The 16,284-nt window shown below is 66.6% G+C and carries 13 protein-coding genes; 5 read left to right on the forward strand and 8 right to left on the reverse strand.

The features are described from left to right. The first annotated feature begins 18 nt into the window (after window positions 1-18). The 3 genes from TX80_RS10120 to TX80_RS10130 all read left to right on the forward strand — a co-directional run bounded on the left by TX80_RS10120 (window position 19) and on the right by TX80_RS10130 (window position 3,625). Window positions 19-693, forward strand: a complete 675-nt coding sequence (locus tag TX80_RS10120) for an HD domain-containing protein (RefSeq protein WP_049922978.1) — start codon at window positions 19-21, stop codon at window positions 691-693. A gap of 193 nt (window positions 694-886) precedes the next feature. Continuing rightward, on the forward strand, window positions 887-2,119 hold the full coding sequence (locus TX80_RS10125) for a DUF7544 domain-containing protein (protein ID WP_049922979.1): 1,233 nt from the start codon (window positions 887-889) through the stop codon (window positions 2,117-2,119). A 138-nt stretch (window positions 2,120-2,257) separates the two neighbouring features. Then, entirely contained in the window at window positions 2,258-3,625 is a 1,368-nt protein-coding gene (locus TX80_RS10130; protein WP_049922980.1) for a M48 family metallopeptidase, read from the forward strand. Between the two features lie 5 nt (window positions 3,626-3,630). Here the strand turns inward: TX80_RS10130 and TX80_RS10135 are convergent, their stop codons facing one another. Together TX80_RS10135 and TX80_RS10140 are read right to left on the reverse strand one after the other, a co-directional pair. Next, entirely contained in the window at window positions 3,631-4,311 is a 681-nt protein-coding gene (locus tag TX80_RS10135) for a LysE family translocator (RefSeq protein WP_049922981.1), read from the reverse strand. 128 nt (window positions 4,312-4,439) lie between these two features. Then, complete coding sequence (locus TX80_RS10140; RefSeq protein WP_230198706.1) at window positions 4,440-4,676, reverse strand: hypothetical protein; 237 nt, start codon at window positions 4,674-4,676, stop codon at window positions 4,440-4,442. A gap of 427 nt (window positions 4,677-5,103) precedes the next feature. Between TX80_RS10140 and TX80_RS19405 the strand changes: the two genes are divergently transcribed. After that, complete coding sequence (locus TX80_RS19405) at window positions 5,104-5,280, forward strand: hypothetical protein (protein ID WP_195893062.1); 177 nt, start codon at window positions 5,104-5,106, stop codon at window positions 5,278-5,280. Between the two features lie 186 nt (window positions 5,281-5,466). On the opposite strand, the gene TX80_RS10145 is transcribed toward TX80_RS19405, so the two are convergent. Then, window positions 5,467-5,646 carry a hypothetical protein gene (locus TX80_RS10145; protein ID WP_049922982.1) on the reverse strand — a complete coding sequence of 60 codons (180 nt, stop codon included), beginning with the start codon at window positions 5,644-5,646 and terminating at the stop codon, window positions 5,467-5,469. Window positions 5,647-5,982: 336 nt separating this feature from the next. Further along, window positions 5,983-6,609, reverse strand: coding sequence for a class I SAM-dependent methyltransferase (locus tag TX80_RS10150; RefSeq protein ID WP_049922983.1), 627 nt, complete (start codon window positions 6,607-6,609; stop codon window positions 5,983-5,985). A gap of 353 nt (window positions 6,610-6,962) precedes the next feature. On the opposite strand from TX80_RS10150, the gene TX80_RS10160 reads away from it, so the two are divergent. Next, window positions 6,963-7,595: a TlpA family protein disulfide reductase gene (locus tag TX80_RS10160; RefSeq protein WP_049922985.1), complete on the forward strand. Its 633-nt coding sequence runs from the start codon at window positions 6,963-6,965 to the stop codon at window positions 7,593-7,595. Between the two features lie 21 nt (window positions 7,596-7,616). On the opposite strand, the gene TX80_RS10165 is transcribed toward TX80_RS10160, so the two are convergent. From TX80_RS10165 to TX80_RS10180, 4 genes are all read right to left on the reverse strand, one after another. Continuing rightward, window positions 7,617-10,097 (reverse strand): DNA topoisomerase I, encoded by a 2,481-nt coding sequence (locus tag TX80_RS10165; protein ID WP_049922986.1) that lies wholly within the window; start codon window positions 10,095-10,097, stop codon window positions 7,617-7,619. Between the two features lie 298 nt (window positions 10,098-10,395). Continuing rightward, window positions 10,396-10,572 (reverse strand): hypothetical protein, encoded by a 177-nt coding sequence (locus TX80_RS19760; RefSeq protein ID WP_230198707.1) that lies wholly within the window; start codon window positions 10,570-10,572, stop codon window positions 10,396-10,398. Window positions 10,573-10,779: 207 nt separating this feature from the next. Then, window positions 10,780-12,123 carry an acyl-CoA thioesterase/bile acid-CoA:amino acid N-acyltransferase family protein gene (locus TX80_RS10175; RefSeq protein ID WP_049922988.1) on the reverse strand — a complete coding sequence of 448 codons (1,344 nt, stop codon included), beginning with the start codon at window positions 12,121-12,123 and terminating at the stop codon, window positions 10,780-10,782. Between the two features lie 194 nt (window positions 12,124-12,317). Further along, complete coding sequence (locus tag TX80_RS10180; protein WP_049922989.1) at window positions 12,318-16,151, reverse strand: glycoside hydrolase family 97 catalytic domain-containing protein; 3,834 nt, start codon at window positions 16,149-16,151, stop codon at window positions 12,318-12,320. Window positions 16,152-16,284: the final 133 nt, after the last annotated feature.

The following is a 16,284-nucleotide window of genomic DNA, read 5'->3' on the forward strand; positions in this document are numbered from 1 at the left end:
ATTGCGGAGGGATCTATCGTGGGCGTCGAAATAAAAGAGACCAGAGTAACCGACGCCGAGTTCGAGGAGATGAAAGGCTTCGTCTTCGAGTACCTCTCGGCCAGCGTCGAGAAAGAAGAGGAGGGTGGTCGCATGCGCTGGTATCCGTGGCACTCCGCCGAATACCGGCACAACCACATCCTCAACGTCGTCGAACTCGCCGCGGAGATCGCCCGCAACGAGGGTGCAGACGTCGATGTCACCCGCGTCGCCGCCCTCTTTCATGACGTCGCCAAGCTCGAGACCGATCAGGAACTCCACGCCGAGGCCGGCGCTCGAGTCGCCCGCGAGTACCTCGAATCGCGCGCGGATTACCCCGAATCGTTCATCCACCAGGTGTGTCGCGCCATCGAACACCACTCCTATCAGGGCGATCTGACCGATCTGGCGCTCGAGACCCAGTGTCTGATCGAGGCCGACCTGCTGGACAAGGTCGGGGCCAACGGCACCGCGTTGATGCTGTTGCGGATGGGATACGAGGCCCGCTCGCACATGGACGCCGACGAGATGGTCGAGCGCGTGCTCGAGCGCGGCTACGACGCCGCTTCGCGGGTCCAGAGCGATACCGCCGAGAGCATCGCCCACCAGCGGCTCAAGCGCGTGAAGTGGTTCAGCGAGTGGCTGGAAGACGAGATCGCGGCGATGGGCGACTGATCCGGGCCACGACGGACCTCGAACCGGTTTTCGTCGAACGGAGACGCGACGCGTAGCCGCGGCTTCGGGATCGAGACGAGAGACGATCGCGGCGGTTTCAGAGTACCGACACCACCCCGTTACGCGGATCGAACGGGGTTTCGAGCGGTGCGTATCAGAATCGTTTTATCTCCACAAACCTTACAACACTAACATGTATGCCGCCGATAATCTGACCGACGCCCTCTCGGTAACGAAACGATATCTCGGCTCGCTCGGCGTTTCCGGCTGGCTCAAGCTCGCGTTCGTCGTCCTCTTCATCGGTGGTCTCGGGATCACCAATCAGTTGTTCAGCGCCGAACCCCAGCAGGTGACGGACGCGCTCGATGCCGTCCCGGAGATCTGGCTCGCACTCCTCGTCGCAGCGGCGGTCGGCATGTACGCCGGCATCAGGTATTTCGCCGCGTTACTCGAGTTCATCTTCGTCGAATCGCTGCGATCTGAGGCGATGCACCTCCGGCGGTACGCCCGGGCGAACCTTCGTCAAGCCCTGTGGCTGCTGTTGTTTCGTGCCGGCCTGTGGCTCGGATTGTTCGTCGCAATCGCCATTCCGGTCGTGGGCGTGTTCTACGGCGGTGACGTCGCCACTACCGACGAACTGTCGGTCGGTCACGTGGCGCTGATCGGCGGTTCCGCGTTCGTTTCGTTCGTCGGGCTATGGATCGTCTCGACCCTGACGACGGCGTTTGCCGTCCCCGTCATGGTGCTCGAGGACCGGGGACCGATCGGTGCCTGGCGGCGGGTCGCGGCCGCGATGCGGTCGAACTGGTCCGGGTTTCTCGGGTATCTCCTCGTGGCGTGGCTGATCGGGCTCTGTCTCTGGGTGGCGTTCGCGATCGTCGGGTTCTTCGTCACGCTGTTCGGCCTCGTCCTGTTCGTCCTTTTGCTGGTCCTGCTTTCGGCGGTCGATCCCGATCTCGCGTACGTCGCGTACGGGATCGGCGTCCTCGGGTATCTCGTCTACCAGTACGTGGTCGCGATCTTCAAGGCTCCCGCCCGGAGCTACGTGCGCTACTACGCGCTATTGCTGCTGGGCGATACCGATCCGTCGCTCGATGTCATTCCCGACCAGCGTGCTGCGGTGCGGGCCGACGACAGCGCAGGCGACCGCCGATCTCGAGGACCGCCCCGCGAGTCGATCGGCACTGCAGGTAACGGACGAGACGACGTTCCCGACGCAAGCGGTCACTCGAACGGATCGGTACACGGAACCGAGAGCGACGACTCCCCGACCTGGAACGGACCGAGCACGTGGAACGACTCACCCGACTGGGTCGACGACTCGAGCGACGACGATTCATCGTCGGCGTTCGATCCGACCGAGCGGTCCGACCGATCACCGGATACGGACCGCGCCGGGGACGCGGATGCGGACGATCGACGGTGATCGCGTCCGGCCGGCGGCCCCGTACCGCGTTGCTCGCGGCCGGGTCCGTCAGTATTACCGTTCGCCCGTGAGTCTCGTCCGACGATGACGGGTCCGACACGCCGTTCGCGCCGGCTTCGACTGTGCCTGTGGGGCCGGATGACGGTCGCGTGTTTCGCCTTGCTGCTCGTGACGAGCGCGCTCGTCGCGCTCGAGGCGCTCGTGATCGGCGTCATCGTCTACGGAGCGGTGTCCTACACGGCCGCGGGCCTCGAGACCATCGGGACGAGTCGACCGCTGGCGGTCGCGCTCGCGAGCCTCCTCGTCCCCGCCGCGAGCGGCGTCGCGTGGTGGCTCGCCCGCGCCGTCCGGGCGGCATCCGATTCCGACGGCACGGAGCTTCGAGAGGTGAAGTTACGGGTTCTCCTTCTCGCGTCGATGGTCACCGCATCGATGTTCCCGTTGCCGTCGTCGCCCGCCGTCCGGTTCGCCCTCGTCGCGCTCGCGCTCGTCTACCTCGGGTGGTGGTTCGTCACCGAACTCGACGCGGCGTGGCCGCCGGAGCAGAACGAGCGGCCCCGCGAGCCGGACGTCGCCGAGGAACTGGGCCGCCGGGTCGGCCGACTCGAGGCCGGGATAACGCCGCGATCGATCGCGCTCGCGGTCGCGGCGGCCGCGGCGGTCGGCGGTGGCGTCTTCGCGGCCATCGCGGCGGGCGGCCTCGAGCCGCGACAGGTCGTTTTCGGGTTCGCGGCGACGTGCTCGCTGGGTACGGTCGGCGTCCACCACGGTCGGACCGCCCGCTCGGAGTTCGACGACGCCGCGGTGTTGCGCGAACTCGAGGACGAGTTCGGCCCGTGGGTCGACCTCGATGCCGCCGGTCGAGCTGACCTCACGGACCGCGTCCGGCGACTCGCCGCGCGGGCCGACGTCCCCGCCCCCGACGTTCGGCTGACCGACGCGCGGACCCCCGTGGCCGCAACGGTCGGGTATCGGCCGGCAGCGTCGACGATCGTCCTCTCGAGCGGGCTGCTCGAGCGCCTCGACGACCGGGAACTCGACGCCGTGGTAGCACACGAACTCGCCCACCTCGGCAACCGGGACGCGGCGGTGCTGACGCTCCTTTCGTTTCCCGCCGCGAGCGCCCGCGAGACGATCGCGCGCCACGAGCGAAACCCGTTCATGGCGTTTCCCGGCCACGTCGTGATCGCGACGAGCCGCCTCTGTGCCGCGTTCGTGGCCCGCGCGAGGGAGTACGCCGCCGACGACGGGGCCGTCGCCATCACCGGCACGCCGGCCGCGCTGGCGAGCGCGCTCGAGACGCTCGCGCCGGATACCGCCGAGCGCCCGGGGGCGGACCTCCGGACCGTCTCGGGGTCGGCCGTGGCCTTCTCGATCGTGCCGCCGCCGTGGGACGAACGGCGGTTCTTCGATCGCACCAAGCGGTTCGTCTTCCGGCGTCTCCTCGGGACCCACCCGCCGACGGAACGGCGACTCGAACGGCTCGAGACGCGGCTGCGCGAGTAAGCGGGTCAGACGAACCGGAGCGTGCCGACGGCGAGAAAGAGCAGGCCGAAGCCGGCCAGCACGACGGCGCTGAGGGCGGCGACCGCGGGCGCGAAGGCGTCGACTCGGCGGCCCGCGGCGTCCAGTGCGAGGGGATAGGCGATAACCCAGACGACGATGCCGGCGAAGAAGCCGATCAGGAGCGACGGCGAGCCGGTCTGGACGACCAGCGTGCCAGCGAGGACGTCGTCGATGGCCGGGACGTGGGCGAAGACGTCGAGGTTGCCGGGCTGGAGGAGGCCGACGCCGACGGTGAGCCAGAAGCCGATCTGGTAGGGGTTGGTCACCGAGAGGACGAACGTCCGGCGAAAGCCCTTGGAGGTGTCGTTGCCGCCGTCGGTGAACGAGCGGGCGGCTCTCGCCTCCTTGACAGCGCCGACGGCGAAGTACAGCATGAGGAGGCCTCCCGCGAGATAGAGCGCGGGTCTGACGGCGGGGTAGCGATCGATCACGGCGACGACGCCACCCAGCGTGAGCAGGAAATAGAGAACGTCTGCGAGCATGGCTCCGAGCCCGGCCCGGAAGCCGGCTCCCCAGCCGCGGACGACGCTCTCCTCGGCGATGAGGGCGTTCATCGGCCCCGGCGGTGCGGCGAGGGCGAGTCCGAAGACGGCCCCCGCGAGTCCGGTAACGAGTAGACTGGTCACGAGTAGTCAACGAAAGGTGCCAAAACGTGAAAAACACAGCGACACCGGAACGTCTGGACGAAGACGCCACCTATTTCGCATCCTGACCGACGCCGGAGTCCTCGGCCTCGAGCCGCGTTTACGGGCCGCTACGGCCCGAGGTCGGGACCGTGCGGCCCCCTCGAGTCAGGGGCTTCCTCGTCGTCGAGCAGGCCGGGCGACACCCGACAGCCACAGGGCGCGGCGGTCGCCTCGAGCGGGCCGGTGGCGGTGACCCGCACGACGGGGCCGCCACAGCGGGGACAGGTGGGCAGCGACGAGACGTCAGGCACGTCGTCGTCGTCGTAGTCGATGCCCAACTCGTCGAAGATTTCGGCTAGACCCACCGCGACCACCGGACGCGACGGTCCGCGAGAAACGCCGTAGCTACTCGAAGACTGCGGTACGGCTCGCTTGCGGGATGTTTATATCCCGTCAGAATGTACGTAATCATGCTTTCAAGCCGGCATGGTTTGGAAGCCGCGTCTCGGGTGCCCTTAACACCCGGGGCCTTTGCGTACGCCCCCAGTGGAGCGCGACTTCCGTTCTGATTGTTATCATGAATTGCCTTATATCTACTGCTATCGGAGAGGTATTGAACCCGGCGGAGCGACGAACGCGGGCCGCTCGAGGACTGTCTCCGCCGTTACGCGCTCAAGTCCCGTCGGAGGTTGGCCGCCCGGGCTTCGTCGGATGTCGACCGCTCGAGGAGCGATTCGAACGGCCGGCTCCGGCGGGGAACGAACGTATCCGTCGCCGCCACGGACGACAAATATGGGCACCGCGTGTACTTACTGCGGGCGCGACGTCACCGATCACGACGCCGTGTACGTGACCGAGGACCGAACGGGCGACCGCGACCGCCTCGATCCCTTCTGTAACTACGCCTGTCTCGCCGCACACATCGACGCCGCGAACCTGACCGACGGCGCTGCCTGCCGGTGGCGATAGCCTCTCCGACCGACCCCCGCTCGAGGCGTCCGGATCGATGCTCACGGCCAGAAAGTCCGTGGAGATACTCGACGAACTCCCCCTCGTAGTCCTCTTTCAGTCCCAGAACAGGACATGAACTCCGTAACGGAGCCAGAGCCCCCGGACGGGGACCCAGAGATCCGCCGCCGGCTTCCACGCGTCCAGTTACTCGTCCCGAAAGAGCGTCGGCGGAACGTGACAGCCACACGGCGTCGCGACGCCTTCGGTCGGACCGATGGTCGTCACGATGGTGACCGGTCTGCCGCAGTTGGGACACTGCGGGAGCGAAATCCCCCGATCGTGGTCACCCTGCACCCGTTCGTCGGTCTCGAGGTCGCTGCTCATCGGCCGTTCCAGGGCCTGGTTTCCACCCTGTCCCAGTTATCGGTCTCGACGCCGGCCGCGTGCTCCAGCCGCGGCCGATGTCGACGATGCGTCCCTCCTGTTCGTGCCCGTCCGTCGTATCCACTCATTTCGTCGTATCCCGTTGATTTCGACCGCCTCGAGCGCTGCCCGTCGTGTTCGCGTTCGATCCGGCCGTCGGAATATTGATTCCAATCCGAACATTACACTAATATAACTTATATCTGTTGAGAATCCGCAAAAACTGAGCAGGCGTTGGCACGAAACGAACCGGCCGGCTCCGCGGGCGCTCCGACTCGGCCACGTAGGCCGAGACCATTACCGCGAGCCGTCGGTTCCCTCGGCCACTGCGGGGTAGGATTGTGTCCCACCGTGCGAATTGCGCGCGACGAGCGTCGCGACCGCGGCCGTCCCATCGGCCAGCGGTCGCCGCCGTTCCTCGTACACCAACACCGTCAGGTCCAGACACGCCCGCAGGAGATCGTTCGATCGATACCGGTACCGGTCGCTCGAGGGGCCGACCGTGACCGGGTCGCTCGAGCGGAGGTGGTGTTCGTACACGAGCACGCCGCCGGGCGACAGCGCCGCCTTGAGATCCGGCAGGTGCTCGAGCGCCGCGAAGAAACTCACCGTGATCAGGTCGTACGTGTCCGGCTCGAGGTCGAACTCGGCTAGATCGGCCCGGATCCAGTCCACGTCGACGCCGCGCTCGTCGGCCCGTTGGCGGGCGCGTGCGAGTGCCTCGTCGGAGACGTCGACCGCCTCGACGTCGTAGCCGTGTTCGGCGAGGAAGACGGCGTTGCGTCCGGTTCCGGTCGCAACGTCGAGCGCGCGCCCGTCCGGCAGACTCGAGGTCCGGCGCTCGAGTTCCGGAATGGGATCGTCGGGGAACTCGAAGTTCGGGTCGCTGTACTTCTCGTTCCACCGCTTGCGATCGTCGTTCACGGACGACCGTACGGTCGGCGGCGACTTGGACGTTCGTCGTTGCCCACGAACCGTTCCCGCCGGGCCCGGAGTTCGACGAGCGGAATCGGCGAACGGTCACGGATCGTGAGATGATTCGCGTCCGGCGTTCGAACCGGCGTCGTCGACCCGTCGTTGGGGTCGATTCGGCGGTCGAACCAATGGTTCCTTGGTCGGTCACGCGTACTATCACGTATGACCAGTCGTCCGGCTCGCGCTCCGACACGCGGTCGAATCGTAACGAGCACCGTCTCGGCCGATTCGACCCGGTCGACGTCCGGGTATCGGACCGGGCGGGCGATCGGCACGGACGGGAGCCCGGAGGTGACGCCGCGATGAAGCGGCGCGAACTCGGTGCCGCCGTCGCAAGCATCGGCGTGCTCGGCGGTGCCGGCGGTATCGTCTGGAAGGGACTGCCGACGATCGGCGACGAGCCGACGACACCGGCTGCGGATGCCGGCACCGACACCGACGACCGGATGGTCTTCGAGACGATCGACGCACGTGGCAGCGACGAGCGGACGATCCCCGTCCCGAACGACGGCGTGATCCTCGCGATGTTCTTCGAACCGTCCTGTGGCCTGTGTCAGGCACTGGTGCCGAAGCTCGCCGAAGCGCGGAAACGTCTCCGCGAGGAGTACGGTGACCGACTGACCGTCGTCGGAATCACACACCGCCAACCCGAGGACGAACTCCGGGAGTGGTGGCGAACCCACGGCGGGAACGGGTACGTCGGCTTCGATCGAGGCTCGAACGTCAAAGCGAACTACCGGGTCGTCGGCTACCCAGTCCTCGTCGCGATCGACGCGGACGGACGGGAGCGCTGGAAGGAAAACCGCGTCCTCGAGCCCGAGACGATCGCCATGCACGTCGAGCCGGTTCTCGAGGAGGCCGCGGCCGAGCGGGAAGACCAACGCGGAACCGAATCGGACGAAGCAAACGAGTCGGCAGCTCGGGACGACGCCTGACCGGGCCGTTTGCGTGGACGCTTAGGCCTTCGCCTGCCAGTTTCGGATCCGGTCTGCGCTGACGCCGTCGACGTTCTCGGCGACGGCGTCGGGGTCGGCCTCGGTCAGGTCGTCGATGCTCTCGATCCCCGCGCTGGCGAGCTTTTCGACCGTTTTCGCGCCGATTCCGTCCAGCGCCTCGAGATCCGAGCCGCTGTCGCTCTCGCGGGCCTGGAACTCCTGATAGTTACAGATCGGACAGCCAAGTTCCCACGGCTCGTCGCCGCTGTGGACGACGAGTTCGGGCAGGTCGTGTTCGTCGCAGTACTCCTCTGTGACCTCGATTTCGCCGCGCCGTGGCAGCGGCAGGGAGTACTCGCAGTCGGGGTAGCGCGTACAGCCGACCAGTCGGGACCCGCTCTGGAGCGTCTTGATCGCGAGTTCGCCGTCGTGGTCGTCCCCGCAGTCCGGACAGGTTCCGAGGACGGGTCCTTCGCCGGCCTCCTCGGACTTACAGAGGGGACAGCCGTGGACGAACGTCTGGCGTCCCGCGAGCATCTTCACCTCGTGGAGTCCGTGGTCGTCACACTCCTGCTCGAGGATCAGCGGCTTGCCGGTCGAGGGAAGCGGCAGCGTGTACTCGCAGTCGGGATAGCCGTCGCACCCGACGAAGTACGAGCCGTGTCGGCTACTGCGGACGAGCAGATCCTCGCCGCACTCGGGACACGGCCCGAGTCGCTTGTCGTCTTTGAGCGACTTTCGGAGGTGGTCGCCGATCTCCTCGCGCGACTCCGCGAGGTTCGCGAATATTTCCTCGAGCATCTCCCGGGAGTCGTCGGTCACGTCGTCGAGCGTCGCCTCGCCGCTCGCGATGGCGTCCATGTCGGCCTCGAGTTGTGCGGTCATCTCCTCGCTGACGACTCGATCGGCGTAGTTCTCGGCGGCCTCGACGACGGCCATCGCCAGCTTCGTCGGCCGGGGCGGATCGCTCTCGATGTAGCCCCGATCGTACAGCTTCTGGATCGTCTCGTGTCGCGTTGACTTGGTCCCGATCCCCATGTCCTCCATGGTTTCGATGAGCCGGGACTGGCCGAACCGGCGGGGCGGCTGGGTCTGTTTCGCCTCGAGTTCGACGTCGGTGAGCGCGAGTTCCTCGCCGGTCTCGACGTCGGGGACGTAGTTTTCGCTCGTACTGAAGTACGGATAGACGTCATGGTAGCCGGGTTCGACGAGGCGCTTGCCGTTTGCCTTGAGCCGGTGGTTGGCGACCTCGGCGACGACCTTGAGGTGTTCCCAGACCGCAGCGTCGGCGACGGTCGCGTAGAACCGCCGGACGACGAGTTCGAAGATCTCCCACTCGTCGTCCGAGACGTCCCCGCGGGCGGGGATCTCGCCGGTCGGGTGGATCGGCGGGTGGTCGGTCGTCTCCTCGTCGCCCCGCGTCGGCGTGATCTCGTCGGCCTCGAGCAGCGACTCGGCGGACTCGCCGAGCGTCGAGTGGCCGGTGAACTCGTCGAGCAACGCCTCGGGATCGAGGTCGTCGGGGTAGACGGTGTTGTCGGTTCGCGGATAGGTGATGTAGCCGGCGGTATAGAGGTCCTCGGCGATCGACATCGCCCGTTTCGCGGAGTAGCCGATCGCACCGGCCGCCCGGATGAACTGGGTCGTGTTAAAGGGCGTCGGCGGGGAGTCCGTTCGCGTCCGGCGGTTGACGTCGACGACAGTAGCCGAATCGTGGCTCGATAGCGTCTCGTAGACCTCGTCGGCGACGGCTTCCTCCCAGACGCGTTCGGCCTCGTTGTCGTCCTCATCGCGGTAGAAGTACTGGGCCTCGAACGACTCGGCGTCTTTCGCCAGATCGGCCACGAGTTCCCAGTAGTCCTCGGGATCGAAGGCCTGTATCTCGCGCTCGCGGTCGACGATCAGCTTGAGCGTCGGCGACTGCACCCGGCCGACGGAGATGAAGTCCTCGCCGAGCTGGCCGGCCGAAAGCGAGAGAAACCGGGTCAGTGCAGCACCCCAGACGAGGTCGATGATCTGGCGAGCCTCGCCGGCGGCGGCGAGATCGAAGTCGAGTTCGTCCGGCTCGTCGAAGGCGTTTTGCACCTCGTTTTCCGTGATCGACGAGAATCGAACCCGGCGAATCGGAACGTCGTCGTTGACCTCGCGGACGATCTCGTAGGCCTCCTTGCCGATGAGTTCGCCCTCGCGGTCGTAGTCGGTCGCGATCGTCACGCGGGTAGCCTTGCGCGCGAGGATTCGCAGCGTCGCGACGATGTTCTCCTTGGTCGCGGTCTTCTCGACGCTCGCGTCGATGAGTTCGACGGGTTCGACGTCCCGCCAGTCGGAGTACTCCGAGGGGAAGTCGACGCCGACGACGTGGCCCGACAGCCCCACGCAGCGTTTCCCACCCCACTCGTAGACGTTGACGCCGTTCTCGCGGCTCGAGTCGTAGGTGCCGCCGCTCAGGATGTCGGCGATCCGGCGGGCGGCGTTGTCCTTCTCCGTGATTATCAGTTCCACCCTCGATCACCCCCTCGAGCGAGCGGTCCCGGCGACGAACGAGTGTCGTGCATCGTCGCTCGCTACGATTGAAGCTCTGATAACGCTTTCGCCAAAACCGGCAGACTGCGCGGGTATGCGTGCGGTCGCGGGCGGTGCGCTTGCGCGCGAGAGAGCCACTGTGCGAAGCCGTATCAGCGTCGGGTTCGTTCGCCAGCACACGGCCCCGAACAGCCGAGGGGCGGGTGGCGCGTCTCGAGGGCAGACGTGCTCCCGAACCGGGGGATGTCGCCGGAGAACGGTCGGACCAATGGAAGGCTTACCCGTCCGAGTCGCGGTCGCGTTTCTGGTGATCGTTCGGCGTTGAACCCGGGAGGGAAAACGGGTCGGCTTCGTCGACGTCAGCGACCTCGCTGTCCTTCTCGGAGAGATACAGTAACAGTCCGACACCACCCGTGATGAAGACGAACCCGGCCCATTTGGCCGGCCCGTCCATCCCCGTACGATTGCTATCCCAGTAGACGATTAGTGAGAGTGAACCGAAGATCACCGTGTATATCGCTGCGAGTATTGCCAGGGTTGACCACAGCATATGGTTAAATTATATTATTAAAGTAACTTCCGGACATAATCAATATATACAGGCCGTAGTCGGGCTATATTGGCTACAGCGAGCCAGTCGCGGTTGTAACGAGCGGTATCGCTACGCACGCCGTAACGTCTCGAGCGCCCGCGGCCAGTACGCCGCGTCGGCTTCGGCGTACCCCGCCGGGGTTCCGCCCAGCACGAAGGGCGGAACTTCCGCACGGTTGGCGGTCGGCAGGTACGGGTACTGGATAGCGTGGCCCGCCTCGTCGAACACGAGGTGCTCGTGGGGGTGGTCGTGAGCCTCGAGTCGATCGATCGCGATCGACGAGAGTTCGACGGCGTTCCACAGCCGGTCGGCACCGCCGGAGACGAGCAGGACCGGGCCGTCGATCTCCTCGACGGGGATCGTCGCCTCCTCGATCCGGTCCGCGGACGCCGCCTCGAGGGAGGCCGCGTAGGCCGGCTCGAATTCCAGCGGCGGTTCTCTGTCCCAGACCGTCGGATCGTCGGTATAGGGCACGTACGGTACGGGCTCGCCGTCGACGGTCCAGGAGGAGTCGGCCGACGGCTCGGTCATCGACACCCCCGCCCACGCGACGCCGCTGGCGCTGATTCCGACGACGGCACCGATCGACTCGAACCGGCTGCCGGCCAACAGCGCCAGTTCCCCGCCTTTGGAGGCCCCGATAAGCCCGATCCGGGAGCCATCGACGCGGTCTCGCTGGAGGAGCCACGTCGCCGCCTCGTCGACGAGTTCGACGGGGACCTCCACGAGTTCCGACGGCAGGCCGGCGGCCCCGAAATACTGGAGCGCGACCGCGATGAACCCGTGGGACGCGAGCAGTCGCGCCATACCCGTACGGGGTTCGCCTTCCGAGCCGTGCAGGACCACGACGCCGGGTGCGGGCACCGATCCCGGCGGTTCGAAGACCTCGCCCACGAGGTTCGGGGGCTCGAGGTCGGTCGCGGTGACAGCGGGGTCACCGAAGGGACGCGTTATCGCCGTCGATCCGACGGCGTCGCCGTCGGCGGTAACGTCGATCGAGAGCCGCTCTTCCGGCGGCGGCACGTACGGTAACCCGCCTCCGTCTTCGGGGTGCATGTGCTGGATCAACCGCATCGTCTCGGCCGTCTCGTAGGGACCCTCGGTCGGGGCGTCCTCGTCCAGATCGACCGTCCCGTCCGAGGCGTCGTAGGTCGCGGTCGCCGACCAGGTGACGTCCCGGGCGTCGTCGGCCGTCGCGGTCACCTCGACGGTAGTTCCTTCCGGGAGGCCCGCAATTTCGAGCGTAAACGGCTCGTCGACGGGGACGGTCTCGGGATGGGTGACAATCGGCTCGTCGTCGCTCGTGACGCCGTCGGCACGGCCGGCGAGTACCGTGGCGAGGCCGGCTCCGATCGTACCGAGGACGCGACGCCGGTCGGGTTTCGTCCGATACTGATGTTCTTCTGACACCATCACGAACGACCTACGCTTGCCAGCACAATAACACACGAGGGGAGCTCGTACAGCGACCACCGCACCGCAGTCCGCGTCGAGGACAGCGGGCGGCTCATCCTCCACCTCGACCGACTGCGCGAATCGCGTGCGTGCGATACACGCGCTCGGTCGTCGCGCGTGCTCGAGGAGTGTGAGACGCGGCTGTCCGCCGCTTACAGCGGGGTAAACGGAAGGGTCGCTACCCGGTCTGCGTCGTACGCGAGCGCCTCGGACTGGTCGATATCGGCCGGCGTCAGGAGGTCGATCACCCGTGGCGCGTTCTCGGTTGCACCCTCTCGCGCGCCACCGAAAGTGTAGGCTGCCGCTTCGACGTCGACGCTGCGGAACACGCCCTGATCCTCAGAGCCGACCACAGGCAGGAGTTCGGCATTCGCGATGTCGAGATCCAGTACGTCCTTCGGAACCGGCAGAACGACCGTGTCGCTCTCGAAGTCGACGACCGTCTCCGGCGCACCGTGCCCGTTCCCGTCCGCATCGACGACGCTCGAGTCAAAGCCGCTGGCGGCAATGCGGTAGTGCCAGGGCTCGTCGAACGCCGCGGTGATCTCGAGATCGCCGAGTTCGGTCGTCCGCCCGCCGTCCCGGGACGGGTCGCGGAGGTAGACTACGAAGTAGTGGGGCGAGAACTCGCCGCCGAAGGTGTCGTACAGCTCCCCGACCTCGAATGCGAACCGATAGGCGTCGTCGGTCTCGGAAACGGCAAACGACCGCAGGTCGAACGCGCCGTCACGGAAGTCGTCGCCGGTCGGATAGGTGTACTCGCCCGGCCCGTGGTCGTCCCCCTGCGGATCGTCGAACTCGGCGACGAGGTCGGAAGACGTGACGGAGACCGCGCCGGACTCGAGAACGGTGCCGTCGTCTGGATCCCGGAGAACGATGTCGTAGGTGCCGGTCGACGTGATCGCGTAGCCGAGATCGACGGTCCCGTCGGTCGCGCCGGGCGGGAGGCGGACGTTGTCGACGGCCGCGCGCTCGCCGTCGACCTCGATCGCGACGGTCGTTCCGCCGACGAAATCGCCGTCGTTCGAGCCGGTGGCCGAAATGAACGGCTCGCCGAGGGCAGCCCGTTCGTCGATGCTGTAACGCACGTCCTGTTCGGGGCGCTCGTAGGTCGGGAGATCGTCGCGCTCGTTCCCCTTCGCGGGGCGAATCCGGACGGCCATGCCGCCGCCCCGGGCCATCGAAGCCAACAGCGTCGTACTCGGGTCGACGACGGCCTCGTCGATCCGGACGGTCTCGGGATCGGACTCGTACCCACCGCCGAGTCCGTCGGCGTAGATTTCGGCGACGAACTTGGGACCTCTCGGACCGTTCTCGTTGCCGGTTCCCGTTCCGTTGTCCTTCCTCCCGGCGTTCCCCGGCGCGAGGAAATCGAGCGGCACGTCGACCGCACGGCCGCCGTCGTCGGTCATCGAACCGACGTACCACTCCTCGTCCTTCCGGCGAGCGACGACGGTGTAGTCGCCGATTTCGGCGTCGACAACCCGCGTCTCCTCCCAGCCGGCCGCCGGGACCGCCTCGAGGAAGTCGAACTCGGGTTTCGCGTCGAAGTTCTCGCTTTCGGGCGTGTATCCCTCGTAGTCGGCGGGGACCGGCGACGGCGCGTCGGGGTCGCTGATGCCGATGGTGTTGCAGTTGAAACCGCCGACGTCGCCCTCGAACGTCTCGCCCGAGTCGTCGTAGTGGAGTTCGATCGCGATCTCGTTATCGCCGTCTTCGAGGTCGACTTCCGTCGTGAACACCTCCCACTGGTCCCAGTAGTCGGTGAACGCGGGGGTGATCTGCCGCGTTGAGTCGTTGATCCGCAGGGTCGCCTGCGGCTCGCCGGCCTCGACGACCCGCCGGGCGTTGTCCTCCGGTGCCGCCGCATACCGGAGGTGGAGGTCGTACGTGCCCGCATCGACGTCCGCGACGGTGACGGAAACGGACGAGCCGGACGGGACGCGGTTGGGGTCGACCGCGACGAAGTTGGTGCCGAAGGCGTTGCGCCACTCGTCGAGCGTAACGAAGCCGTCGATGTCGCCCGAGGCTGCCTGCAAACACTCGCCGACTTCGAGCGTCTCGTCGACGTAGGCCTCGATGCGGTCGGCGACCATCTGCAGCCCGCTCAGGTAGGTCGGGTACATGGCGAGCTGTTTCGCCCGCGTCGTTCGGATCTGCCCGCCCCTGTCGTCGGTGAACGTGATGTCGAAGATGCCCGGCTGGAAGCTGACCGGTCCGGCGAGGTTCCGCGTGAACGGCAGCGTGACGTGGTGGTCCGGGGCGACGTCCGAACTCAACTGCTCGAAGCCGTCGTACTCCTGGGCCTTGACGACCTCGCGGTTGGCCACGTTGGGGTAGGTCCGGATCTCACCGGTCGGCTTGATCCCCTCGTGGATCTCGAGCAGCTGGCGGTCCGCCGCGGCGGCTTCGATGACCAGCCGGTGGTGGTTGACTGCCACCTGATTATGCTGGTTGTGCGTCGGGTCGGAGCCGTCACCGTCGATACCCAGCCCCTCGTCGGAGACGTAGCCGTTCTTGATCGAGTGGATTCCAAGGTCCTCGTACTGTTGGAAGAGGTCGTCCTCGATGATCCGATCCTCGTAATGTGGCAGCGCGCCGGCGGTTTCGTTGTGGATCGTCATCTCCACGCCCGGCTCGAGCGACCGGCCGAAGTCGGTGACCTCGTGGACGTCGAAGTCGGGGGAGGAGTCGTCGACGCCGAACTGCAGGCCGGTGCCGTCGCCGGGGTAGGTATCCCAGCCCTGATTCCACCCTTCGACGAGGACGCTGTCGATCCCGTTTTCGGCGGCGAAGGCCATGTACCGCTTCATCCGCTCGGTGCGGGCACCGTGGATATAGCCCGCGGCCTCTTCGGGGCTGTCGAAGGACTCGTCGGGGCGGTACTCCCAGTTCGCTGCCCCGGCGATCATCGTCCACCAGATGCCGACGTACGTGCGCGGTTCGATCCAGTCGGTATCGGGTTCGCCGTCGACGGTCGGCAGGGCCGATTCCTCGAGCGGGGAACTCAACAGCGGAATCAGCTGGGACTCGATCAGGTCGCCCGGTCGCCGGCCGATCTGGATCGTCCGCCAGGGGGTTGTATGTGGCAACTCGAGCGAAACCTTCGTTCCGTCGGGCAGCGGCGTCAGTTCCGTGGTAAATTCGGTCCCGCCGTCGTCCGATCGCGGCGCGAGCGTCGCGGCCGCGTAGTCCTCGAGGTCGGCCTCGTGGACGCTGAGGTAGGCGTCGCCGGCTTCGACGGTCAGCGGCGTGTGGGTGCCGCTCCGCATCGGCGTGCCGGTGGGTCGAGTCTCCCGCGTTCCGCCGGGGACCTCGCTCAGCGGCGTCTCCTCGTATTCCTGCTCGAAGCGCGGATCGGTGACCGCGTTGCGGATCCACCACGCGGTGTAGTCGTCCGCGAAGGCGAACGCGGTGTTCTCTGATTCGATGACCGCCTTGCCGGCGTTGCTCGCGAAGCTCTCGTCGAAGACGACCCGGAAGCCGAGGCCGTCGTCGAAAACCCGAAACTCGAGGTTGGCCGCCCGCCCCGCCCCTGCAGTTTCCTGCAGGCCGACGACGAGAGCGTTGTAGTCGGCGGCGACTTCGTCGTAAGCACCCCAGACGGGGTTCCACTCCTCCGTCGCGGAGCGACGCTCGGTCCCCGTCACTGTGAGTGCCGGACCGCTGGTCCCGTCGGCGGCCGCCCCGAACGGTGGCTGATTCCGGAAGTCGAAGCCCAGCGTCGAGGGTTCGAGGTACGTCGTCCCCTCGACCGTGACCGCGTAGGTCGGCGTCCCGCTCGAGATGTCGAGGGTGACCATGATCGACCCGTCGGGCGAGCGCACTTGCTGGACGGGATCGTCGTCGCCGTCAGTAACTCGGGCTGCGACCGCGTCGGGAACCGTTCGCGTGGACGCCGCCGCGGCGACCAGCGACGCCGTGCTGCCGAGGAAACGCCGTCTGCTCGGCCCGTGGGCCAAGTATCGTAAATTTTCCTTAACCATCTCCAGACATGGATGCCACGCTCTCGTCTATAAAATTAATGTTAAATCGAGTACTATATTCGCTCAAAGGAGATCGGTAGTCGGACGTGCAACGACGAACGCGGTTGCTAGTCCGAGTCCTTTTCACTCGAGC

The sequence above is a fragment of the Halopiger djelfimassiliensis genome (assembly GCF_000455365.1).
Taxonomy (GTDB): Archaea; Halobacteriota; Halobacteria; order Halobacteriales; family Natrialbaceae; genus Halopiger_B; species Halopiger_B djelfimassiliensis.